The following is a 23,481-nucleotide window of genomic DNA, read 5'->3' on the forward strand; positions in this document are numbered from 1 at the left end:
TGTTTTCCTTTTAATTACTTAGTTTCAGATGACTTGAATATGTGGAAAAACTGCGTGCTTTCAAGACCTTGCAAGAGAGCACGCTGTATTTATTTTGCTTGCGCTGCGGTAACGATGGCAGGGCGCAACAAACGGTCGGCGATCATATAGCCTTTTTGCAGCACGGTGACCACGGTATTGGCTTCCTGATCGGCCGGGACCACGGCGACGGCCTGGTGCTTCATCGGATCGAGCTTGTCGCCCTGGGCCGGCAGCACTTCGACCAGCTTGTTCTTCTCGAACGCCGAGGTCAGTTGCTTGAGGGTCATTTCAACGCCTTCTTTCAGCGACTCGACCGATGGGGTTTCGACCTTGAGCGCCATTTCGAGGCTGTCGCGCACCGGCACCATGGCCTCGGCGAAACTCTCGATGGCGAACTTGTGCGCCTTGTTGACGTCTTCCTGGGCGCGGCGGCGGATGTTCTCGCCTTCGGCCTTGGCGCGCATGAAGGCGTCGTGCATTTCAGCCAGTTTGGCTTCGGTGGCGCTCAACTGCTCTTCGAGGCTCGGCTCGCCGTTGACCGGAGCTGCCGCCTGCACGGCGTCGTCGGATGGTTGTTGCACTTCCTGATTTTCTTGGTCTTGCATCGGAAAAACTCCTGGAATCAATGACTTAGCGATTTGTTTGACGTGTCTTGCTAACCACACAGCCACCCAGATGGGGCTATAACCTACATTTTCAAGGGGAATCCTGCGGCGTTGCTTTTTCATCCAATGTTACAAATCTTACCAATAAGGAGATTCATTTCAGGACGGCCCGGACTACCATGAAGTTATCCAGCTTGCACGCGCGAATCCCGCTCGCGCGAAGCTGTTTCAGGGAGTTCGACATGAAGTTGCCGTTGATTGCCGCCAGCGTTGTTGCCTACACCGTGCTTGCGCTGGTCATGATCTGCTACGCCGGTCTGAGTGGGCACGGGTCGCTATTTTAACAGGCGGCAATTAGAGCCTGTCAATTTCGCGCCCGCGAGGCGTGCCGGCCTCAGCTTGCGCCGAGCGCGGCTGCGCTGCGGCGTCCCGCATCCCTGTCCTGCTTTTGCGCCTCGCGCTGCGCCGGCGTGGCCCTGGTGTCCCAGCCCAGCAGGTGCTGCTCGGTGATGTCGGCCAGGCCGGCGATCCAGGTCGGCGACTCGTTCAGGCAGGCGATGTAATGGAACTCGCGTCCGCCGGCCGCCTCGAAATCGTGCTTCGCTTCCATCGCGATTTCTTCCAGCGTTTCCAGACAGTCGCTGGTAAAGCCGGGACAGATCAGGTCGACGCGTTTCAAGCCATCCCTGGCCATCTGCACCAGGGTCGGCGCCGTGTACGGCTGCAGCCACTCGGCCTTGCCGAAGCGCGACTGGAAGGTCACCAGGTAGTGTTCGCTTGAGAGGCCCAGCCTGGCCGCCAGCAGGCGCGCGGTCTTGTGGCACTCGCAGTGGTAGGGGTCGCCCAGCATCAGGGTGCGCTTCGGCACGCCGTGGAAACTCATCACCAGCTTGTCGCCGCGGCCATTGATTTTCCAGTGCGCCAGCACGGTGTCGCGCAGGGCGTCGATGTAGCCGTCCTGGTCGTGGTAGTGCTTGATCATGCGCAGTTCGGGCACGTTGCGCACCCCGGCGTAGTGGGCGAACACGGCGTCGCTGATGGAGCCGGTGGTGGTGCCCGAATACTGCGGGTAGGCCGGCAAAATCGCGATGCGGTCGCAGTTTTCGGCCTTGAGCCGGTCCAGCACTTCCGGCAGCGACGGCGAGCCGTAGCGCATCGCCATCACTACCTTCACCGAATCATGGCCGCGCTGGCCCAGCAGGCCGCGCAGCAGAAGGGCCTGTTTCTGGGTATGCACCTTGAGGGGCGAGCCTTCCTGGGTCCAGATCGACGCGTACTTGGCGGCCGATTTGCTGGACCGGAACGGCAGGATGATCAGGTGCAGGATCAGCCACCAGATGGCACGCGGAATTTCCACCACGCGCGGGTCCGACAGGAATTCCTTCAGGTAGCGCCGTACCGCCGGCGTGGTCGGCGCGTCGGGCGTGCCCAGGTTGACCAGCACCACGGCGTTGCGGGTTGGCGTGCCGTGGGTGAAGGGGGGTTCTTTGCGGAAGGACATGGGAGCGGCGATCGTGAGAAGGAGAGCCGATATTATAGGGTTCCGGGTTAAAACCCAGCATTATTTAGGCGTGTTGAACCGGTTTCAGGTGGGGTGACCCGGTGGAAAACTGACCCCCGACCGTATAGCCGTCATTCCCGCGCCAGGGCTTACAACGCCAGCAACTCGCGCGCATGCTTGCGCGTGGTCGCGGTAATTTCCACCCCACCCAGCATGCGCGCCACCTCTTCCACCCGCGCCTTGTTGTCGAGCACGTCGATGTGCGAGACGGTCTTGCCCTCCCCCGTGGTCCCCTTGGCCACCTGGAAATGCTGGTTGGCCTGGCTGGCCACCTGCGGCAAGTGGGTCACGCACAGCACCTGGCGCTCCTGGCCCAGGCGCTTGAGCAGGCGCCCCACCACTTCGGCCACGGCGCCGCCAATGCCGCTGTCGACCTCATCGAAAATCAGGGTCGGGGTGGTGGTCGCATTCGAGGTGATCACCGAAATGGCCAGCGCGATCCGCGCCAGCTCGCCGCCCGAGGCCACCTTGGCCAGCGGACGCGGCGCCACGCCGGCATGGCCCGCCACCAGGAACTCCACCTGTTCGACGCCATTGCTGGTCGGCTCGCAGGCATTGAGCCCCACCACGAAACTGCCGCCGGTCATGTTCAGCTCCTGCATGGCCGCCGTCACCTGCGTGCCCAGCAGCTTGGCCGCCACCGCGCGCGTGGCCGACAGGCGCGCCGCCGCCGTCATGTAGCTGGCCTTGATTTTCTCTTCCTGCTCGCGCAGGCCGTCCAGGTCGCTGGCGTCGGCCAGTTGCTGGAGACGCTCCGACAGGCTCGCGAATTCGTCCGGCAACGCGTCGGGCGTGACGCGGAACTTGCGCGCCGTCGTGTGGATGGCTTCCATGCGCGCGTCGACCTGGCGCAGGCGCTCGGGATCGAGGTCGACCCGGTCCAGGTAATTATTCAGTGCATACACCGCTTCCTGCAGCTGGATGCGGGCCGGTTCCATGCAGTCGAGCACGGTCTGCAATTGCGCATCGACGGCCACCAGCTTGCCCAGCTTCTGGTTGAGCGAAGAGAGCTGCGACAGGATCGGATGGTCCGATTCGGAAATGGCGGCCAGCGCTTCCTGCGCGCCTTCGAGCAGGCTGGCGGCGTGCGACAGGCGGCTGTGCTCGTTGGTGATCTCGCTCCATTCACCCGGTTTCACGGCCAGCTTCTGCAGCTCGGCCACCTGCCATTCGAGGCGCTCGCGCTCGATCAGCACGTTCTTGGCATTGGTTTCGAATTCCTCGCGCTGGCGGGCCAGGGCGCGCCACGCCTTGTGGGTGGCGGCCACGGTCTGGGCATCGGCGCCGGCCCCGGCATCCTTGAAGGCGGCCTGGTTGTCGAGCAGCGCGCGCTGGGCGTCGCTTTTGAGCAGCGACTGGTGCGCGTGCTGGCCGTGGATATCGACCAGCATGTCGCCCAGGTCGCGCAGCTGGGCGGCGGTGGCGGCGACGCCGTTGATGAATGCCTTGGAGCGCCCGGCGTTGTCGATCACGCGGCGCAGCAGTGCCCCGCCCTCCTCGACGGCGAATTCATTCTGTTCCAGCCAGGCCCGAGCAACCTCGCTGACCGAAAAATCGGCCGTGATGTCGGCCTTGGGCGCACCCTCGCGCACCACGCTGGCGTCGCCGCGCCCGCCCAGCGCCAGCTGCAGCGCATCGATCAGGATCGACTTGCCGGCCCCGGTCTCGCCGGTAAAGACGGAAAAACCGCTGGAAAATTCAAGCTCGATGGTATCGACAATGACGAAATCACGGATGGTAAGGGTACGCAGCATGAAGGTGTGTCAGTCCAGTATTCGAATGGGGAATGGCGTGCGGGACAGCGCCGTTAGCGCAGCTTGCCCTCGCCCGACGGATATTCGTTCCAGTGCAATTTTTCGCGCAGGGTGTCGTAATAGCTCCAGCCTTCCGGATGCAGGAAGGTGATGTGGTTCGGCGAGCGCGAAATGACGATCTGGTCGCCATGCGCGAGGCTGGCGAAGGTCTGCATGTCGAAATTGACGCTGGTGTCGCGCCCGCTGACGATCTCGATCACGATTTCGCTGCTGTCGGGCACCACGATCGGCCGGTTCGACAGCGCGTGCGGGGCGATCGGCACCAGCACGATGCCGCCCAGGCTGGGATGGAGCAGCGGGCCGCCGGCCGACAGCGCATAGGCGGTCGAGCCGGTCGGGGTCGAGATGATCAGGCCGTCGGAGCGCTGGTTGTACATGAAGTTGCCGTCCACGGCCACTTTCAGCTCGACCATGCCGGCGCCGGCGCCGCGCGCGACCACCACGTCGTTGACCGCCAGCCCGCAGGCGATCATGACGCCGCCGCGCAGCACGCGCCCTTCGAGCAGGGTGCGCTTTTCGGCGCGCGCCTTGCCGCCGAGGATGTCGCCGACGACCGGGATCATGCGCTCGACGGGAATATCGGTCATGAAGCCCAGGCGGCCCAGGTTGATGCCGATCAGCGGCACATCGAAGGGCGCGAGCTGGCGCGCGATGCCGAGCATGGTGCCGTCGCCGCCCATGACGATGACGGCGCAGGCCACCGCCCCGATGCCGCTCACGCTCATCGCCTCGATCCCGGGCAGGCCGAGGTGGGCCGCGGTTTCGCTCTCGAACACCACGCGGTAGCCGGCCTCCTGCAGGAAGGCGAGCAGGCGGCCGACCGGTTCGCCGATGCCGGCCGTGTTATGCCGCACGACGAGCGCGATGGTTTGGTGCGATTCAGGCGTAGCGGGCATAGACTTCTCGGCGGTTGAGGGGCGACACGCAGGAGATTACCCCATAATGCCTGCTTCTGCCATACGGCCGCTGTCGGCGGCAATACTGTATGCATCCACAGTGGCGCAGTATAAGTGCGGCGGCGCGCGCGGGCAAGTCGCGCGTTCATGCAATGCGCATCGGCGCCGTATCCAGGCATGTCAATTGAACGGCCACCTTCCCAACGAAGCGATACCATTTGCACAATGAGTTCACCCACAGGGAGCAGCACCATGGTAGCCGAAACACAAGACCGCAAAATCAACACCGACGCCAAGATCCATGACGACGACGTCAAGCGCCTGCCGCACGAGCGCGACGAGTCGCCCGACGGCCACGACAAGGAACCGCGCGGCGTCATGAAGCAGGCCGCCGACGACCTGGCCCAGGGCCTGGTCGATACCGACATGCACGGCATGCGCGGCGTCGAGGAAGTCGCGCCCACCACCGGATCGGGCCAGGCCCGGCCAAAACCGGACGCCGGCAACGGCATGCGCCATCACGAACCGTCCGACCTGACCAAGGGCAAAGGCAAGGACGAAGCATGAGACGTGCCCGCCTGGTGCTGGCGCTCGGCCTGGCCGCGGCCGCGCTGAGCCCGCACGCGCAGACCATGCCGCCCGGCTTCGGCCCGAATCCGGCGCTGCCGGCGCCATCGCGCTCGCTGCTGCCGACCATGAACATCGCCCCGGCCGATCCCTGGCCCAAGGGCACGAAACCGGCGGTCGCGCAGGGCCTGGCAGTGGCGGCCTATGCCAGCGGGCTGGAGCATCCACGCTGGCTGTACGTGCTGCCCAATGGCGACGTGCTGGTGGCCGAAACCAACAAGCCGCCCAAGCCCGACGAAGGCTTCAGCCTGCGCGGCATGGTGATGAAGCATGCAATGAAAAAGGCCGGCGCGGCCGTACCGTCCGCCAACCGCATCACCCTGCTGCGCGGGGCTGGTCCGAGTGGCGAGGCAGCCAACCGCTCGGTGTTTATCGACGGCCTGTTCTCGCCGTTCGGCATGGCGCTGGTGGGCAACGACCTGTACGTGGCCAATGCCGACGCGCTGCTGCGCTTTCCGTACCAGGAAGGGCAGACCAGGATCACCGCCAGGGGCGTCAAGGTGATGGACCTGCCGGCCGGGATCAATCACCACTGGACCAAGAACGTGGTGGCCAGTCCCGACGGCACGCGCCTGTACATTTCGGTCGGCTCGAACAGCAACGTCGGCGAAAACGGCCTGGACAAGGAAGAAGGCCGCGCCGCGATCTGGGAATTCAACCCGGCCGACGGCAAGTCGCGCCTGTTTGCCACGGGCTTGCGCAATCCGGTCGGCATGGGTTTCCAGCCGCAAAGCGGAGCGCTGTGGACCAGCGTGAACGAACGCGACGAGCTGGGCAACGATCTCGTGCCCGACTACATGACCTCGGTGAAGGATGGCGGCTTCTACGGCTGGCCGTACAGCTACTTCGGCCAGCATGTCGATGCGCGGGTCGAACCGGCGCGTCCCGACCTGGTGGCCAAGGCGCTCACGCCCGATTACGCGCTCGGCGCGCATACCGCGTCGCTCGGGCTGGCGTTCTATAACGCCGACCTGATGCCGGCATTGAAGAATGGCGCGCTGATCGGCCAGCACGGTTCGTGGAACCGCAAGCCGTACTCGGGCTACAAGGTGATCTACGTGCCGTTCACTGACGGTAAGCCGAGCGGTCCGCCGCAGGACGTGCTGACCGGATTTCTCAGCGCCGAAGGGCAAGCGTTCGGACGGCCGGCCGGCGTTGCGGTCGATCAGGGCGGCGGCATTCTGGTCGCAGACGATGTCGGCAATACGGTCTGGCGCATCACGCCCACTGGAAAATAGCTGCGCTGCAGCATTGCTGCAACTCCATGGTGCGCTGGCGAACAGATGGACCGCGGGCCGCAGCGCATGATGGGTTAATTGAATTTAAACAAATTTTAGGAGAAACACCATGATCAAACGTTCAGGAAGTGCCGTCTGGAGCGGCGCCATCAAGGATGGCAAAGGCAGCATTTCGACCCAGAGCGGTGCGCTCGACAATACTCAGTACGGTTTCAATACCCGTTTCGAGAATGGTCCGGGGACCAATCCGGAAGAGCTGATCGGCGCGGCCCATGCGGGCTGCTTCACGATGGCCTTGTCGGGACAGTTGGGCGAAGCCGGCATGACCGCGCAAAAGCTGACGACCACCGCGACCGTGTCGCTGGACAAGACCGATGATGGCTTCACGATCTCGGCCGTGCATCTGAACCTGGTGGCGACCATTCCGGGTGCCAACCAGGAAGCGTTCGAAGCGGCGGTACTGCGCGCGAAAAACAATTGCCCGGTGTCGAAGCTGCTGAATGCGGCCATTACGCTCGACGCGCGCCTGGAAGAGTAACAGCCGGCACGCCGGTCCCGCCATTGGCGGAACCGGCTTCCTTCCAGCTGCCCCCGCCGCCGTCCCCATCGAGCTTCGCCGTTCCTGCCACTGACCGGCCAGGGCTGACAGGCGCGACACCACTGGCGGCTGGCACAGGCATGCACCACGGTTGTGCCAATTCGCATATATAAACGCAAAAACAATCGTTCAACAGGTGATTCTTGGTTGGTATCATTGGTTTTTGACTACCAAAAGCACCTCAATGAAAATCACAAATTTGACATTGACGCCCCTGGCGGCGGCGGCAATCACCTTGCTCTGCGGCTCGGCACAGCAGGCGCAGGCGCAAACCGCCAGCGCTGCCGAACAAGTCGCTCCCCCCACTTCCGTCGTGGTGACCGGCTCGCGCATCGCGCGCGCCAGCGTCGAAGGCCCGTCCGCCGTGGTCGTCATCACCGGCGAGGAAATCACCAAGCAAGGCTACAAGAACCTGTTCGATGCCCTCAACAACCAGGCGCAGAACAGCGGCTTTACCACCGGCGCCGATTTCGGCAATACCCACACCCCATCGGCCAACACCATCAGCCTGCGCGGCCTGGGGCCGAACCACACGCTGATCCTGCTGAACGGGCGCCGCCTGGCCGACTTCCCGACGGCCTATGAAGGCGCGATCAACTTCACCAACCTGGCCAACATCCCGTCGAGCATCGTCGAACGCGTGGAAATCCTCAGCGGCGGCGCCTCCGCCGTGTACGGCTCGGATGCCATCGCCGGCGTGGTCAACATCATCCTCAAGAAAAAAGCCGACGGCGTCGACGTCAACCTCAAGGCCGGCACCACCTCGCGCGGCGGCGGGGGCGACCGGCGCCTGCAGATCAGCGGCGGACGCAGCTTCGAGAAGCTCAACACCGTGTTCAGCCTGGAAGTACTCGACCGCGAGCCGCTGTGGAGCAACCAGCGCGACTTCATGGCCGTGCGCGCGGGCACGCCGACCAATACCCTGTCGCGCAAGAACGTCAACACCGGCAACTTCCATGACCTGGGCGACGCCTGCAATGCGCTTGGCGACCTGTTCGGCGGCAGCCAGTTCAAGCATACCGTCAAAAAAGGCAGCTACTGCGCCAGCAACAAGGTCAGCCCGACCTACTGGACCACCCAGACCAAGAACCGCAGCACCAATCTGTTCGGCAGCGCCAACTATGCGCTGTCGCCATCGACCGACCTGTTCGCCGAATTCCTGCTCGGCCAGAACAAGACGGCCAACAACACGCGCGGCCCGACGTGGACCTCGTCCTCGGCCGACAACAGCTATTTCTTCAACAAGAACAGCGGCGTGTACGAAGCCTGGACCAAGTACATCTCGCCGGAGGAAATGGGCGGCGTGAAGCGCTACAACCGCACCTGGGATGACCAGGCCAGCTCGGTTTCGCTGGGCGCCAAGGGCGACATTCCGGGCACCAGCTGGCGCTATGAAGCCGGCTACAGCGCCTCGTTCTACAAGAGCGAAGGCCATGTGCAGCGCGCGCTGGCCAATATCGACAGCTTTTTCCTGGGACCGAAACTGGGCGTCGACAAGGAAGGCATCGCCATCTACGCGCCGGATCAGGCGCGCCTGACCCGGCGCCTCACGCCCGAGGAATTCAACAGCATCACCGGCCAGGCCGACAGCGACGATACTTCGCGCAACCAGACCCTGAGCCTGGTCGCCACGGGCGAGCTGTTCGCACTGCCGGCCGGCCCGGTCAAGCTGGCCACCATCGCCGAAGCCGGCCACCAGCGCTTCGCCAACAAGCCCGACCCGCGCATCAACCAGGGCGTGTTCAATACCGTGGCGAAAAGCGCTATCACCGAAGGCTCGCGCCGCCGCTACGCCCTGGGCGTGGAAGCGAGCGTGCCGCTGCTCAAGGACCTGAACTCGACCCTGGCCGGCCGCTATGACCGCTACAACTTTGCCGGCCGCAACGAGGGCAAGCTGACCTACAACACCGGCATCGAATGGCGTCCCGTCAAGCCGCTGCTGGTGCGCGGCAACTACGCCACCAGCTTCCGCGCCCCGGACATGAACTACATCTTCAAGGCGCGCGGCACCGGCTATTACGCGTCGAGCACCGATTACTACCGCTGCGCCCAGGCCGGCAAGAGCATCGAGACCTGCGAGTTCGCCAATGTGTCGCCGGGCAGCGACTACGTCCAGACCGGCAGCAAGGACTTGCGCTCGGAAAAAGGCAAGTCCTACGGGCTGGGCGCGGTGTGGTCGCCCAGCGCGGACTTCGACGTGTCGGTCGACTACTGGAACATCAAGATCGACGACCTGGTCACCAACCTGAGTGCCGATACCTTGCTGCGCGACGAAGCGGCCTGCCGCGTCAAGGGCGACCTGACGTCGCCGACCTGCCTCGATACCATCGGCCGCATCGAGCGCTATGCGCTGACGGCGCTGAACAAGCCGGGCGAGATCCGCGAAATCCGGGTCAATCCGATCAACGCCGCCTACCAGGATGCCGACGGGATCGACCTGAGCGCACGCTACGCGCTGCGTACGGCGGACTGGGGCAAATTCACGCTCAAGGGCAATTACTCCAAGTCGTTCAGCAAGAACTCGCGCCAGTTCGCCGGCGACGTGCTCACGGATGAACTGGACGACCTGTCCAACCAGGACTGGCGCGACAAGCTCAACGCCAGCTTGAACTGGAACGTGGGCAACTGGTCCAATACCGTGTTCGCGCAGCGCTACGGCAAGGTGCCCAATTCCGGGCAGACAGCCTTCCTGTCGCCGACCACCCTGGTCAACCTGTCGAGCGTGTACAAGGTCAGCGAGCGCGCCACGGTGTCGGTAGCGGTCAATAACGTCAACAACCGCATCAAGCGCGACACCACCGGCGGCTGGCCGAACTACCCGGTCGGCAACTACAGCCCGGTCGGACGCCAGATCTGGCTCGAGCTCAATTACCACTTCGGTTCCTGAGCTGGATGAACCGGCCGCGCCTGCCGCACGCGGGCGCGGCCGGCAGAGAATCGGTGGAGCGCTTAAAATCGTGGCTTGATTTGATTACCAAGGATTACGATGCGTATTTTGCACACCATGTTACGGGTCGGCGACCTGCAGCGCTCGATCGATTTCTATACCAAAGTGCTGGGCATGACGCTGCTGCGCACCAGCGAAAACGCGGAGTACAAGTACACGCTGGCGTTCGTCGGCTACGGCAGCAATCCGGAGCATGCGGAACTGGAACTGACCTACAACTGGGGCGTGGACAAATACGAGCTGGGCAGCGCCTACGGCCACCTGGCCATCTCGGCCGACGACATCGTGGCCGCATGCGATGCGGCGCGCGCCAATGGCGGCAACGTCACGCGCGAGCCGGGCCCGGTCAAGGGCGGCAGCACCGTGATTGCATTCGTGACCGATCCGGACGGCTACAAGATCGAACTGATCGAGCGCAAGGATGGCGTGCGCGCGAATGGCTTGAACGAGTAAGGCCGCCGCAAGCGGCGCAGGTTCACGACAAAACGCCTCGCAAGAGGCGTTTTTCATTGGTGCGCAGCCTTATTTGACCGGCGTCGTTGCGATCCGGGGAATCTGCACCTTGACGCTGGTACCTTCCAGTTCGGTCGAGCTCACCCAGACTTTTCCGCCATGGGCGATAACGATCTCATGCGTTATGTAGAGGCCGAGGCCAAGATTGCTGGTCTGGCTGGCGCTGCGTTCGCTGGTGCTCTTCATGACAAAGCTCTTGCCAGGATCAAACATGACCCTGAGCTTGTCTGGAGAAATGATGTTCCCTTCGTTCTGGACCACCATCACCACATCGGTCCCCTGACGGCTGACCGTCACCCAGACCGGACTCGTCGCCGATCCGTGCTGTACCGCGTTGGCCATCAAGTTCGACAGCGCCTGGCTCATGCGGGCGCGGTCCCATGCGACGTTGATGCCGTCTTCGATATCGACCTTGAAATCGCGCTCCGGATGAAACAATTTCATCTCCTGAACGACCGACCGGAATTCCATCGATACATCGTACTCGGCCAGCGTGACCGGAATCCCTCCCCCCAGGTGGCTGGTGGAATAGTCCAGGAGGTCGGAAACAATCTCCGTGACCCGTTGCGTGCTGCGCAGGACCTGCGCGGCTACCTTCAGGTGCCGCGGCGGCAATGTGGTGTCCTGCAAAATCATCTGGGTTCCCATGCTGATCGCTCCCAGCGGATTGCGCACGTCGTGCCCAAGAATGGCGAGGAAGACGTTCTGGGAATCGCGCAGCATCGCGGAAAACTGCGCCAGCGATTCCGTGAGCGATTGATCGATCGCCTCGTTGAAGCGCAACATGTCCTGAAGGTCGGATTCATCCGCTGTCCTGACCCGGGCTTGCCAGAGCCTGAGCACGCTGGCGCGCAAGGCGCGGAATTCGGCCATCAATTCCTCGACAGTAAAACCGGCCTGCAGACGATCGACGGCATGGGCCTCGGCCGCCGTTTCGTCCGCCACGTCAGGGCCTTTTCCCTTCGATTTTTCGATGCCTGCCTCGACGCTCTGGTCGGCATCGAGGTCAAGGCAAATCACCGCGAGGATGGCTTTCGCGTGGTCCCGCAACTGTACTTTGGTGGCGGAGTTAAGCGGATGCAGCGTGCTGGCGAAGTCTTCCCACTCCTGCAAGATCACTTCGATATTTTCGCTGATGAATTTAGAAAGGCGCATGACATCCTGATATAAGGCGAAAAATTGCATTCTTAATGGGCTGAATCATTTAACTAAGCGATCCTCGTGAACACAGTCTACGCCTGTTTCATGCTTGCCATGTTCTGGCGGCCATACCCAATTCCTGTGACCTGGACGCAATATGGCCCACACCTGAGCACAGTAGCGAGTAACATTGCCCAGAGTGCGTTGAGGAGGAGAGCTGATGACTGCCGAATTAGTGTTCGAGAGTAGGCTGAGCTACCACGTGTTGCGCCAGGAAGGGACCGTCGAGCTTGATCCTGTCATTGCACTTCAGCTGGAGCTGACGGGCGGACCGAAAATCTACGCTTCCGATTCGTTCATGATCAACCATGCCGCCTGGAGCATGACGATCCGACGCCACAAGCCGGGCATCGTCCCGCCCACTGAACCACCCGGTTGGATGAATTACTCCGCGCGCGCAGGCAAATCGCAATGCGTGATCGACATCCATCAGTCGCCCGAGCGCTTCAGCTCATTGCTGGACATGTTCAAGGGTGGGCAAGCGTCCGAAATCACCGTCTTCGTCGAAAATTTGGCCGACTCGGCGGACTACAGCAAAAAATGGGATACGGCCGCGCACGCGAGCATGCCGGTCAAGTCGATTTGCTTCGAGTTTCCGCTGCCGCAGAGCGAGGCGTGAGGAGCCGCCGCGTCCGGCGCAGGCGCGATTGGCGTGCACAGGCAACCCGGCGCCGCGCCCGTCCGGCATCGCTCAGGCCCAGCGAACGAGCTGATATTGGCTGGCCTGGCCGTTGGATGTCACGCGCAGGCGCACGTCGCACGGATGGCCCTTGGTCAGCGCCAGGCCTGCCACGTTGTCTTCCCCGAAACCTGCGAGTGCATTCGCCTTGCTATAGGCTTCGATGGTGGACCTGAACTCACGCAATTCGCTTTTCATATTCACGGGAAACAGCGCGGAATGCTCCTCGCATCCACGCAGATCGCGCGCGTCCTTGAGCAGGAATGCAAGGTGTTCGCCGAGTTGGGGATGGGTCCGGCCTGCCCATGCCCAGGGCGGCAGAATGATCGCCGTCACTTCGTAATAGCTGCCGGACAGATTGAATTCGGCCGCCAAGGAGCCGGCCGAATAGGTATACCAAGCGACCGGGTTGCGCCGCTCTGGCGTATCCCATTGCAGGATGGGACGGGCATCCGCATGCACTACCGAGGTGAAGGCAACGAATGGCTGTTTTCCGGCGGGCGCCGCCATCTCGATGCGCTCGGCCGCCGGCAACACGGTGCGCCGGAATGCCTCGAGCGTCATCACGATTGGCGCGGCGGGCGGCGTTGCGGCGGGCGGCGTGGGGCCGGCCGCTGGCGCGCGTGGCAGCCAGACGGTCTCCTGAATATCGGCCATGGTGGCAAAGCGGCGTTGCAGCGCCGGGACCACGCCCAGCTTCTCGAACGCAGCCTCGGCCGCCTTGATGGCTCCCGCCGTCGGCGCCGCCTGCGGCCGCTGATACTGCAGCACATCCATCCTGGCGGCCCAGCCGGCGGCGGTCTCCGCGCTGCTTTTGCCGGCGATGATATCGTCGAGCAAGGTGGCGATCATGCTCGAACGTGGATGGCAAAAGCCCATCGGCGCCGTTGCCACCATGCGGTAGGTCAGGTTGTCCTGCTGCTGGCGACTGACCGCGTCGCGCGCGGCGTGCAGCTCGACCAGGAAGCGGGCCTGGCCCAGCGCCGCTTCCGGCGTCAACAGAGCATCCCCCTTGAGCAGGCGCAGCGCCGCCGCACAGACTGGCGCACTGTACTGGCGCAAGGCGCGCAGCACCGACGCGTACGCTTCGCGCCTGGCGCAGGCCGTCTGCCAGGCGTTGTGCAGTCCGGCGCTCTTGAATACCGTGGCCGGTTCGATGGCCAGGTGCTGCCACGGGCCGCTGGCCGGCTTGCCGTAGCGGGTCTCGCTCGACAGGAACAGGATGGCAATGCGGGCCTGGCTCACCCGGCGCCCCAGCGTATCGACCACTGCGCGGTAAGTCGCCGGCGCCGCATCGGGATCCCAGATGGCCGACACCGGCACACCGTCATCGCCGACCGTCGCCAGGCCGCCGAAGCGCTCGATGAAGGTACGGCAGCAGGCGCAGCTGTGCTGCTGGCGAATGTCGGGATCGGTGAAGGAGGCCAGGTAAGTTTCGTACAGGCCGCTGGCATCGGTCCGGAAGAGCGGGCCGGCCAGGGAGTTGAAACGCGCGTTGATGCTCCGGACCAGCGCGCCATAGCCGTCGGCGTGGCGCATCGCATGAACCTTATCCGCGGCCATGCAACGCCTGTGCGATGGGCAGGCGCGGGCGGGCGTGCATGCCGGCGCTCCCGCCCATCTGTGCGTCCAGCTTACTTGACCAGCAAATCGTTGACCGGCGCCAGGTCCGCTTCGCGCAGCGAACCGGCCGCCGACTTCAGGCGCAGGCCGTTGAGGATGGTGTCGTAACGCGCGCGCGACAGGTCGCGGCGGGTCGAATACAGCTGGCGCTGCGCATTGAGTACATCGATATTGATGCGCACGCCCACCTGGTAGCCGAGCTTGTTCGATTCCAGCGCCGAGTTGCCCGACACTTCCGCCGCCTGCAGCGCCCTGACCTGCGCCAGCCCGCTGTTGACGCCCAGGAAGGCCTGGCGCGCCGTGTTGGCCGCGTTGCGGCGCGTCGCTTCGAGGTCGTTGCGGGCCTTGTCTTCGAGCGCGATGGTTTCGCGCACGCGGCTGGTGACGGCGAAGCCGTTGAAGATCGGCACGTTGTAGGCGATGCCGATGCCCTTGTCGGTCGACCTGCCCGACTGCTGGGTCTGGCCAGTCATGCTCTGGCGGCGCACGTTGGCGGTCAGGTCCAGGGTCGGATAATGGCCGGCGCGGCTTTTCTGGATTTCGCGCTTGGACAGTTCGTAGTTCAGCTGGGCGCCGACGACGCCGTAGTTCTGGCTTTCCGCGGACGAGACCCACGGGTCGATCACGGCCGGCTCGGGGGTAGCGAGCAGCACGCCCGGTTTCAGCGTGGCCAGGCTGGTCGGCGCGGTGCCGATGATGGCTTGCAGCGCGCTGCGCTTGTTTTCCAGGTCGTTGATGGCGGCAAACTCCTGCGCCACCACCAGGTCGTAGGCGGCCTGGGCTTCGTGGGTGTCGGTGATGGTCTGGGTACCGACTTCAAAGTTGCGCTTGGCCGAGGCGAGCTGCTCGGTGGTGGCGGTTTTCTGGGCGCGGCTCAGTTCCAGGGTGTCCTGCGCGGCCAGCACATCGAAGTAGGCTTGCGCCACGCGCGTGATCAGGTCTTGCTGGGCCTGGGCGAACTGCGCTTCGGCCTGGGCTTGCTGCAGCTTGCTCTGTTCGTACGATTGCCAGTTAGCCCAGCGAAACAGCGGCTGGGTCAGCGACAGGGTGTGCGTGGTGGTGCGCTCGTTGGCGCCGCCGCTGGTGACCGGAACCGTGCCGCCGTTGGGCAGGGTCACGGTCTGGCCGATATTCCATGGCGTCGATTCGCCATCGTTCTTGATAATGCTGCCGTTCAGGCCCACGGTGGGCAAGAGCTGCGAGCGGCCTTGCGGAACCCGCTCCATGCCGGCGGCCAGGGCCGCGCGCGCGCTGGCAAACGCGGCGTCATTGGCCAGCGCTTGCTGGTAGACCTGGATCAGGTCCGCCGCCTGTGCATTCAAGGAAAAAAATGCGCTGGCGATCAGCACGGCCATGAGGGGTTTCTGCATTGCATTCTCCATTGGAGTCATCAAAAAAGTTAAAAAAACCTGCAGCCCGGTGGTGGCCGACACCGCCGCCGCGCGTGTATCTACTACGTGGAATCAGTACTTCGGCATGCTGCCGTCGACCTGCACCGCCCAGGCGTGGATGCCGCCGGTCAGATTGGTCATGTTCGTAAAACCGTTGCGCTCCAAAAAGGCCGCGACCTGCATGCTGCGCGCGCCGTGGTGGCAGATGCAGACGATCTCGGCTTCCTCGTCGAGCTCCTCGATGCGCGCCGGAATCGTGTTCATCGGGATCTGGGTCGATCCCTCGATCTTGCAGGTTTCAAACTCCCAGTTTTCGCGCACATCCAGCAATAGCGGGCGCGGACGCGACGGGTCGGCCAGCCAGGCTGCCAACTCGGGGGCGGTGACGTGTTGCATGCCGTCCCCGCTTTAAAAGGTGAAATGCGAGGTCTTGACCGACGTCGACAGCAGCTTGACGTTGGTTTCGAACACCTTGACCGTGTCGTACGCGGTCTCGGACACGCGCGTGATCACGTGCGCCGTCATGACCGGCGCCTGGCCGAGGATGGCGGCGATGCGCCCGCCGACCTTTACTTGCTTCAGAAACACTTCCGGCAGGGTTTCCAGGCCACCCGAGATGACGATGACATCGAACGGCGCGCCCTTTTCCCAGCCTTCGGCGCCATTGCCCAGTTCGACGGTGACGTTGTTCAGGCCGGCGTTGGCCAGGTTCTTCGCGGCCAGATCCTTCAGTTCCGGATTGATCTCGACGGTGGTGACGTGGCGCGCCTTGTGCGCCAGCAGCGCTGCCATATAACCCGATCCTGCGCCGATTTCCAGCACATTTTCGTGCTTCTTGACGGCTACCTCTTGCAAGATGCGCGCTTCGATCTTCGGCGTGAACATCGCTTCGCCGCCTGGCAGCGGGATTTCGGTATCGACAAAGGCCAGCGTCTTGTAGGCGGCGGGCACGAAATCTTCGCGCTTGACCACCACCAGGAGATCGAGCACGTCCTGGTCCAGCACGTTCCAGGGACGGATCTGCTGTTCAATCATGTTAAAACGGGCTTGTTCGATATTCATCTTGTGCTCGGTGAGGAAAAATAATAATCCGATATTTTATCGTTGAACGGCCTCAGAACACACATCTTAACGATCTGAGGCCCCGGATCGCGATAAATTGCGACAGTCTGCAGTTTAGAGGGAATGAACGCCCCAAAACGCCGCTCTGGCGCTTTTGACAAGTCACGGCGCGGCCGCGCCCAGCTCCGGCGCACGCGGCAGCAAGCCAGTGAGGGTCATGGTGAGGAAGGAATCGATGAAGGCCACGGGGTCGAGTTCGGCCATGTCGCAGGGGCCGACCGAATGCTTCCACAGCATCAGCATGAGCATGGGCGCGATCAGGATCTGGGTGGTGAGGAAGACGTCGAGCGGGCGGAAGTGGCCCCGTTCGACGGCGCGCTCAAGCATGCCGCTGATCATGATACTGCCGCGCTGGATGACTTCTTCGCGGTAGAAGACAGCAATATCGGGGAAGTTGTTCGATTCGGCCATGACCAGCTTGATCATGCCGGAGGACTTGGTGGCGCCGGCGTTTTCCCACCAGGCCATCATGACGGCGCGCAGCAGGTCGGCGCTATGACCCTCGAAACTGGCGATCATGTCCTCGGCCGCGCCCAGGGCGGGCACGATGGTGTCGCGCACGACGGCCTTGAACAACTCTTCCTTGTTGGTGAAATACAGGTACAGGGTACCCTTCGAGACGCCGGCGCGCTTGGCCACGTCTTCCAGCCGCGTGGAGGCGAAACCGCGCTCGACGAACAGGTCGAGGGCGGCGGCGAGCAATTCCTGGGGTCGCGCGTCTTTACGGCGCTCCCAGCGCGGCTTCATCTCAAGGGGACATTGCATGGGGTCTATTCCGTAACTTACTTGCGAGTCATTAATATAGACCGATGGTTTCACCCCGTCAAGTTTGCATGCATTGTTCCGTCCTAATAGAAACTTGAATGGAATAATAAAAACTTGAATGGGCCGCCAGGCCGTATTAATAGAAACTTGAATGAAAAGACGGCGCAGGGCAAGCGCGCGTTCAGACGGGCGCTGACGCACCGAAATCTCTTCCTCCCAGCCCTATTTTTTTGTTGACAAAGGAAAAAACATGTCCATACTAGCACCATCGTTAGTTCTTATTAGATCCAAATTTGGTATATGAGCCCATTCTCAACAGTGTTTCGGGAATTGCGCATATTTTGCGAACTCCGACAGGCCGAATTCGCATCCCAACTTGGCTACGAACAAAGTTACATCTCAGCCATCGAGCTGGGAACCAAGGGGCCACCATCCGTTGACTTCATAGAGCGGCTGGCGCAACGTTTGGAGCTCGACGAACATTGGCAGAAACGTTTGCTGGACGCGCTTGATGAGTCGCAGCGCAAAATCATCCTACCCAGTGAGGCGTCGGATGAAACGTACAAAATGTTTAATGAACTACGGCGCCAGATCGGTGCGTTGCACCCGGCCCAGGTGGAACTGATACAAATGGCGTTGCGCATGCCGGCGATGCTCGCTTACATCCCTTTCAAACCTTTGCGGCTCATCAAGCGCAAGAGCGAATCAGACACGACCGAAGCGGTCTAATAGTTAGAGGTAAGGTTGTGCCGGACCACTGGCCTGGCATCGCACCAAGATGAGGCGGTTGCGCGCTGTTCTCCGCGCCGGTCTGCCCCATCTGCGTCAACGCATGACGTAAGTAGTCACAGTGGATCATACGTGCATCGACCGATATCCGATTTGTGAACTATTCACCTCCAAAATTTGAGTTTTTTCTTTACAAGACTATGTGAGCGCTGCCGCGCCTCGCTGTGTGCGGAAAACCATATTCTGGAGATGGGACGATCCATGTCGGGAACTACGCAAGAATTGGCCGTTTTGGGTCGTTTCGACGCCCCTTCGGAGCTTACAGCGCTCCCGGTCGAGCCAACCGCAAAGCCGCGCCTCCAAAAGGGTATGACGCACAAGAAATTGTGTGAACGGATACAGCTGGGCCACGGCATGGGTCACGGCAGCAGGTATCTGCCTTGGTTGATCCTGCGGCGTAAAAATCCCTCTCCTTACTCGAATCAAGTGGCCTCGTCGATGCCGCCGCTAGGCCGCGCGGCGTATTATTTCTCTCGTGGCGAGTACCATACCGCGCTGTTGCTGTTATGGCTGGGTGTACGGGATCTGCGCGAACAGTTTCCGCTTTGGCCGATCGCCCATCCTCATCCCCTCGACGGTGCGCCGGGAGCCGCGTCCGTCACAACAAGGCCCTGGTCGCGGGGACTGCTCGATATCGCCCGCGAAGCCGGTATCGACCATGGCCAGGAGATCGGCACCGGAGTTCCCTATGTTGCCAGTCTTGACCTGCTTGCCACGGTGCCGCTCCCCGGCGGTTACGCACTGGCGGGGTTCTCGTCCAAGCCGATCACCGAACCCGACGAGGAAGTCAAATGGCGCACGCTTGAGCGGCTGGAGCTGGAACGACGTTATGCCGCCGGCATCGGCTGCACCTACTTCGTATCCAGTTCCGCCTTGGTGCCGCTGCTCACCGCTGGGCAACTGGAATGGTGGCTGGACGCCTCGACGCTGCATTGCGCGCCCCGGCTCATTGCCCATGCCGACACGTTCGCGCAACACATCAACGCATGCCTAGATCTGCCGATCAACGAAACGGTGATCCACGCGGCGCAGGCGCTACGCCTGCCGAACGACGAGGCCTGGCTATTGTTTCGGCACTGCGCCTGGACGCAGAGCATCGACGTTGACCCGTCGAAGCGCATTCTAACCTCGCATCCGATTCTCGCGGGCGGCCGGGCCCTGCGCGACAACTTACGCCGGCGCTTTTTCGGGGAGACGTGGTCATGACGGAAACAGCCATCGAACCGGGCGTGGTGATTGCCGGCACGTCGGCCGACTCGCCGCTGCCGGGCTTGCACCGTGTGTTGGAGATCGTCCCCCATCTGGACCAGGTAACTTTGATCCCCATTCCCGTGACAGCCCGGGAAATGCCCGGAAAAAAACAAAAAAGCTACTATGCCAAAGGCTTTTTCTTGGAAAAACTATCGCAATTGCGATTCTGGCTTGAAACGAGCGCGGTCAAACGCAGCGAACTAATTCTGCCGAACCACTGGTACCTGGGCGATGAGGATTTGCGCCGGCTGTGGCCTCCTGCCGATGCCCCCGATACCGCCCCCGAAGACCGTGACCGGTCGCCCGTCGAAGTGCGGCGCAACCGCAAATGGAAACTGATCGAACCGCTTATTCCGGTAGTGGCCGGCACGGGCACACGCCCGCCCGACCTTACGTGCCTGCACGCCCTGGTGCGCGAACGCGCCCGAATGACGAATGTCAGCGCCGGCCAGATATTTGACGCGCTGCATCGCTATTACGCTTTTGGCTGTATCAAAAATGCGCTGATGCCGAATAATGTCGGCCGATCTGGCGCTCCGGGCATCCCCCGGCGTGGAAAGAACCAGGTCAAGCTTGGCCGCAAAAACGCCCTGGTGAAAGCGGGCGATTCGGAGAAAGCCGGCCTCATTTTGACTGACGCCGATGTGCTGAACATTCAGGACGCCTACATGGCGTTCGTACGGCCAGGTACCACCATATCGCAAGCATTCCTCTCCATGAGTGCGGCGTATTACAGTACTGGCTATGAGCACAAACACGGCTATGCTGCGCCGCTGCTGCTCGATGCGCACCTGCGCCCCACCTACATTAATTTTACCTATCATGGCCCGCGCGCCACCGATGCCAACGCTGCCGCGCGTCGGTTGATGGGCGAAGGGGAATGGATGCGCGACTACCGCCTTCTTGTCGGCACCGCACGCGATGGGATCCCCGCTATCGGACAGGTGGGATCCTTGGATGCTTCTCCCGTCGACGTCAACTTCGTCGCCTGCGGTAACCCCTTGCAACCAATTGGTGTCGGCCGGGGCCTGTTCGTGCGGGATGCCTGGCTCGGGCTGTACCTTGGCTGGCATATCGGTATGGCGGGACTGGGCACCGACGACGCCAAGATGGCGATCCTGAGGGCGGCAACCGATAAGGCCGCGATACTCGCCCGCTACGGCCTCGATTTGCCGCCGGAAGATTTCCCGTCGCTGTTTTTCTCCAAATACCTCTCCGATAATGGCGAGTTGCGCAGCAGAGATGGAATTGACACGATCGTCGATGAACTGACGTCGCGCATCGAATTCGTCGCCAGCGGCAGAGCGGATCGAAACAGCCCGTCCGAGTCCGGACACCACGAGCGGCATCGCGGTTTCGACCACCACCTTACCGGAAGTACCAAAGGCCGCCAGGCCAAGCGGGGCGAGCAGCCGGCGATCAGAAAGGCGCTGATTTCCCGGTTCACCTATACCCGCCTGCTGTTGCTCTGGATACATTGGGCGAACACCAAACAGGAGCTTGCCCTGCACATGGTGCCAACCGAAATGCGGCGGGAATTTGCCGCGCAAGGGAAAGTTGCCCCGCGCACCAGGATTGGCATCTATCGATGGGCAAGACTGAATGGTTACGTCGCGGGAAAACCCGTTGATCCGACCTACCTGCGCGCGCATCTGCTCCCCCGCTTTACCGCCACCGTCCAACGCGGTGGTTTGGTGCTCCATCGCCCGAACACCGGTAATGCCGTCGAGCTGCTTCACGGCGCGCGTTTCAACCATGAATACCTGGCCCACTCTGGCCTGATTCGCGATGCAATCGCAAGCGGCAACATCCACATCGAGGTACGGGCCGATCCCGATGATCTTTCACAAATTATTCTAATGGACAAACAGGGGACGCATGTCATCCCCAACATCAAGGATGACGCCATCCTAATCATTGAGGGGGGCATAGCGGACCTCTGCGGACTCAATGATGCCGGTCTGATTGACGGCCTGGCCAGCGCCTCCCAGCGCGACCAGGATGGCGTGGATCAGCAAGCGTTCAGACAAGGGGCTGAGGCCGAGGCAAAAGAACAGCAAAGGCTGGCGCGGGCGCTCCTGGGCGACAAGAAGGCGCCAAGCGCGAAGGCGGCGAACGTGCGTGCGGCGCAGGTCCAGGAAAAGCGCGACCAGCTTGACGATGCGGCCCGGCGCGCGGCGGATCACGGCGCGCCTTTCCCGTCACCTGCGCCACAGCCGGCCACCGCGCCGCCGGTTGCCGTCGCGGCGCCAGTCCTGGCCAACCCGGCCTCATCGGCTTCGCCGCGCCTGACCGAGATCAGGAAGAATCGCCTCGCCATTTTTAACAGTGAAAGGAAGTTTTGATGTACGCATCCGTTGAAACCGTCGTACCGCCGCCGACCGACAACCCTTTTCTCGAGCCGCTTGAAGCATATTTATCCACCGACGGCCTGGAGCCGCGCTTGGCGAATTGGCCGTTGGCGGGTGTGGACGTCAAACACCTCGACATACAAGCGCGCCATGACCTACTCGACCGCCTTCAAGATCAGATGTTTGAGCCAACGCTCACTGCACTCGATACGACAAGCCGCCTGTATCGCATGATCCGCCGCGGCTACACGGCGCGCAATCCAACATCGGTGTCATCGCGGCAGCACACCATGGGGCTTGCCCGCTGCGCAGGCAAAGAAATAGACCAGTTGCCCTGGTTGCCAAGCTATGCGAAAGGCATGCGCGCGAGCGGCGTCACCGGACTGGGAAAAAGCTACGAGATCTTGCGCGCGTTGTCGCTTATTCCGCCCCGCATCGTTCACGGCAAATCCAAAAGCGCCGATTGGACCCACATGGTCCAGGCGCCATGGCTCTACGTGGCCATGAGCCATGACGGCTCGCTTGGCGGCCTGCTGCTCCAGATCCTGACCGCGCTCGATGTCGCCATCGGCACCAGCTATGCGCGCGAACGCGGCATCACCGGTCTGAGCAACGAAAAACTCGCCGTCCACGCCGGCATCATCCTGATCAACCACGGTGTCGGGGTACTGGTCATCGATGAGCTGCAGGGGCGCAATTTCGCCGGCGGCGTGCGCGGGGGCCTGGCGGCGACGTTCTTCCTGCGGCTTCTCAACTTCGGCATTCCATTGGTTTTGATGGGCAATCCGCTGGGTATGGATGCGCTTGACACATTTTCGCAAGACATGCGGCGCGTCGGATCGGGCGGCAACATTGAAATGCACCCCTTGGAATCGTACGAGACTGACTTCACCGACGTACTTGCCCCTGCACTGTGGCGCTACAATGTGATGCCAGAACCCTCCCCGATTCGCGATGACGATGGCGCGATTCTGTTCAAGTATTGTGGCGGCATCCGCGACTATGCCGCACGTATCCGGGCTAGTTCCCAGCGTCTGGCCTTGGACGAAGGATGCGCCTTTGTTACCGAGGACCATATGGCGCAGGCGTTCAACGGTCCGGACTTCAGCGCCAAGGACCGGGACCTGATCGCCGGTTTTCGCGACAAAAATCCCATCCTTCTTCAGCAGTTCGACGATATCCCGTGGCAACGGTACGCGGTGCGCTGGGGATTGCATCCGTCCGTTCCGGACACGCCGCCATCGGTGCCGGCGTCGCACCCTGCGGTGCCGGCCAAGCCGCGCAAACCGGCGCCGCAGCAAGCGAAGGAAACCGCGCAGCGCAACCGCACCCGTAAAGCCAACCAAAAAGCCGAGAACGCCGTCGCGCGGGCCAACCTTGACCCGGAGGACATGCGCAATCAGGGCTTGCAGCAGCACCTGATCAGCGGCTTCGAGCAATTGCAGGTCCATGACAATCCACTGACCAATCCATCCCCATCAGGAGTGTGA

General features: G+C 62.4%; 20 protein-coding genes. 10 read left to right on the forward strand and 10 right to left on the reverse strand.

Annotation, left to right across the window (positions count from 1 at the left end; genetic code table 11):
• Nucleotides 1-89: 89 nt before the first annotated feature.
• The 4 genes from grpE to RBA41_RS05970 all read right to left on the reverse strand — a co-directional run bounded on the left by grpE (nucleotide 90) and on the right by RBA41_RS05970 (nucleotide 4,897).
• Entirely contained in the window at nucleotides 90-626 is a 537-nt protein-coding gene (gene grpE, locus RBA41_RS05955; protein ID WP_306621977.1) for a nucleotide exchange factor GrpE, read from the reverse strand.
• 394 nt (nucleotides 627-1,020) lie between these two features.
• Nucleotides 1,021-2,127 carry a ferrochelatase gene (hemH, locus tag RBA41_RS05960; RefSeq protein WP_306621980.1) on the reverse strand — a complete coding sequence of 369 codons (1,107 nt, stop codon included), beginning with the start codon at nucleotides 2,125-2,127 and terminating at the stop codon, nucleotides 1,021-1,023.
• Nucleotides 2,128-2,276: 149 nt separating this feature from the next.
• Nucleotides 2,277-3,941: a DNA repair protein RecN gene (gene recN, locus RBA41_RS05965; RefSeq protein ID WP_306621982.1), complete on the reverse strand. Its 1,665-nt coding sequence runs from the start codon at nucleotides 3,939-3,941 to the stop codon at nucleotides 2,277-2,279.
• A 53-nt stretch (nucleotides 3,942-3,994) separates the two neighbouring features.
• Entirely contained in the window at nucleotides 3,995-4,897 is a 903-nt protein-coding gene (locus RBA41_RS05970) for an NAD kinase (protein WP_306621984.1), read from the reverse strand.
• 252 nt (nucleotides 4,898-5,149) lie between these two features.
• On the opposite strand from RBA41_RS05970, the gene RBA41_RS05975 reads away from it, so the two are divergent.
• From RBA41_RS05975 to gloA, 5 genes are all read left to right on the forward strand, one after another.
• Nucleotides 5,150-5,464 carry a hypothetical protein gene (locus RBA41_RS05975; protein ID WP_306621986.1) on the forward strand — a complete coding sequence of 105 codons (315 nt, stop codon included), beginning with the start codon at nucleotides 5,150-5,152 and terminating at the stop codon, nucleotides 5,462-5,464.
• Nucleotides 5,461-6,762: a PQQ-dependent sugar dehydrogenase gene (locus tag RBA41_RS05980; protein ID WP_374709489.1), complete on the forward strand. Its 1,302-nt coding sequence runs from the start codon at nucleotides 5,461-5,463 to the stop codon at nucleotides 6,760-6,762. Before RBA41_RS05975 ends, RBA41_RS05980 begins: the two co-directional genes overlap by 4 nt.
• Before the next feature lie 109 nt (nucleotides 6,763-6,871).
• A complete protein-coding gene (locus tag RBA41_RS05985; RefSeq protein ID WP_306621988.1) occupies nucleotides 6,872-7,300 on the forward strand; it encodes an OsmC family protein in 429 nt (142 codons plus the stop codon).
• 244 nt (nucleotides 7,301-7,544) lie between these two features.
• Entirely contained in the window at nucleotides 7,545-10,247 is a 2,703-nt protein-coding gene (locus RBA41_RS05990; protein ID WP_306621990.1) for a TonB-dependent receptor plug domain-containing protein, read from the forward strand.
• Between the two features lie 99 nt (nucleotides 10,248-10,346).
• Nucleotides 10,347-10,760, forward strand: a complete 414-nt coding sequence (gene gloA, locus RBA41_RS05995; RefSeq protein ID WP_167090087.1) for a lactoylglutathione lyase — start codon at nucleotides 10,347-10,349, stop codon at nucleotides 10,758-10,760.
• A gap of 69 nt (nucleotides 10,761-10,829) precedes the next feature.
• Here gloA and RBA41_RS06000 read toward each other — a convergent pair whose 3' ends face one another.
• Nucleotides 10,830-12,005 (reverse strand): sensor histidine kinase, encoded by a 1,176-nt coding sequence (locus RBA41_RS06000; protein WP_306621993.1) that lies wholly within the window; start codon nucleotides 12,003-12,005, stop codon nucleotides 10,830-10,832.
• 175 nt (nucleotides 12,006-12,180) lie between these two features.
• On the opposite strand from RBA41_RS06000, the gene RBA41_RS06005 reads away from it, so the two are divergent.
• The gene (locus tag RBA41_RS06005; protein ID WP_306621995.1) at nucleotides 12,181-12,639 is read left to right on the forward strand and encodes a hypothetical protein; all 459 of its coding nucleotides are present in this window, start codon (nucleotides 12,181-12,183) and stop codon (nucleotides 12,637-12,639) included.
• Nucleotides 12,640-12,711: 72 nt separating this feature from the next.
• Here RBA41_RS06005 and RBA41_RS06010 read toward each other — a convergent pair whose 3' ends face one another.
• The 5 genes from RBA41_RS06010 to RBA41_RS06030 form a co-directional block, all read right to left on the reverse strand.
• Nucleotides 12,712-14,262, reverse strand: coding sequence for a DUF8224 domain-containing phage-derived protein (locus tag RBA41_RS06010; protein ID WP_306621997.1), 1,551 nt, complete (start codon nucleotides 14,260-14,262; stop codon nucleotides 12,712-12,714).
• A gap of 71 nt (nucleotides 14,263-14,333) precedes the next feature.
• Nucleotides 14,334-15,692: a TolC family outer membrane protein gene (locus tag RBA41_RS06015; RefSeq protein WP_306621999.1), complete on the reverse strand. Its 1,359-nt coding sequence runs from the start codon at nucleotides 15,690-15,692 to the stop codon at nucleotides 14,334-14,336.
• A gap of 93 nt (nucleotides 15,693-15,785) precedes the next feature.
• On the reverse strand, nucleotides 15,786-16,109 hold the full coding sequence (locus RBA41_RS06020; RefSeq protein WP_099874913.1) for a rhodanese-like domain-containing protein: 324 nt from the start codon (nucleotides 16,107-16,109) through the stop codon (nucleotides 15,786-15,788).
• A gap of 12 nt (nucleotides 16,110-16,121) precedes the next feature.
• The gene (locus RBA41_RS06025; protein WP_306622002.1) at nucleotides 16,122-16,775 is read right to left on the reverse strand and encodes a protein-L-isoaspartate O-methyltransferase family protein; all 654 of its coding nucleotides are present in this window, start codon (nucleotides 16,773-16,775) and stop codon (nucleotides 16,122-16,124) included.
• A gap of 162 nt (nucleotides 16,776-16,937) precedes the next feature.
• Nucleotides 16,938-17,600, reverse strand: coding sequence for a TetR/AcrR family transcriptional regulator (locus RBA41_RS06030; protein WP_306622004.1), 663 nt, complete (start codon nucleotides 17,598-17,600; stop codon nucleotides 16,938-16,940).
• A gap of 300 nt (nucleotides 17,601-17,900) precedes the next feature.
• On the opposite strand from RBA41_RS06030, the gene RBA41_RS06035 reads away from it, so the two are divergent.
• The 4 genes from RBA41_RS06035 to RBA41_RS06050 all read left to right on the forward strand — a co-directional run bounded on the left by RBA41_RS06035 (nucleotide 17,901) and on the right by RBA41_RS06050 (nucleotide 23,481).
• The gene (locus tag RBA41_RS06035; protein ID WP_306622006.1) at nucleotides 17,901-18,329 is read left to right on the forward strand and encodes a helix-turn-helix domain-containing protein; all 429 of its coding nucleotides are present in this window, start codon (nucleotides 17,901-17,903) and stop codon (nucleotides 18,327-18,329) included.
• Between the two features lie 369 nt (nucleotides 18,330-18,698).
• Entirely contained in the window at nucleotides 18,699-19,595 is an 897-nt protein-coding gene (locus tag RBA41_RS06040) for a PDDEXK family nuclease (RefSeq protein ID WP_306622008.1), read from the forward strand.
• Complete coding sequence (locus RBA41_RS06045; RefSeq protein ID WP_306622010.1) at nucleotides 19,592-21,985, forward strand: TnsB C-terminal domain-containing protein; 2,394 nt, start codon at nucleotides 19,592-19,594, stop codon at nucleotides 21,983-21,985. Before RBA41_RS06040 ends, RBA41_RS06045 begins: the two co-directional genes overlap by 4 nt.
• Complete coding sequence (locus RBA41_RS06050; protein WP_306622012.1) at nucleotides 21,985-23,481, forward strand: ATP-binding protein; 1,497 nt, start codon at nucleotides 21,985-21,987, stop codon at nucleotides 23,479-23,481. Before RBA41_RS06045 ends, RBA41_RS06050 begins: the two co-directional genes overlap by 1 nt.

The sequence above is a fragment of the Massilia scottii genome (assembly GCF_030846495.1).
Classification (GTDB): Bacteria; Pseudomonadota; Gammaproteobacteria; order Burkholderiales; family Burkholderiaceae_D; genus Telluria_A; species Telluria_A violaceinigra.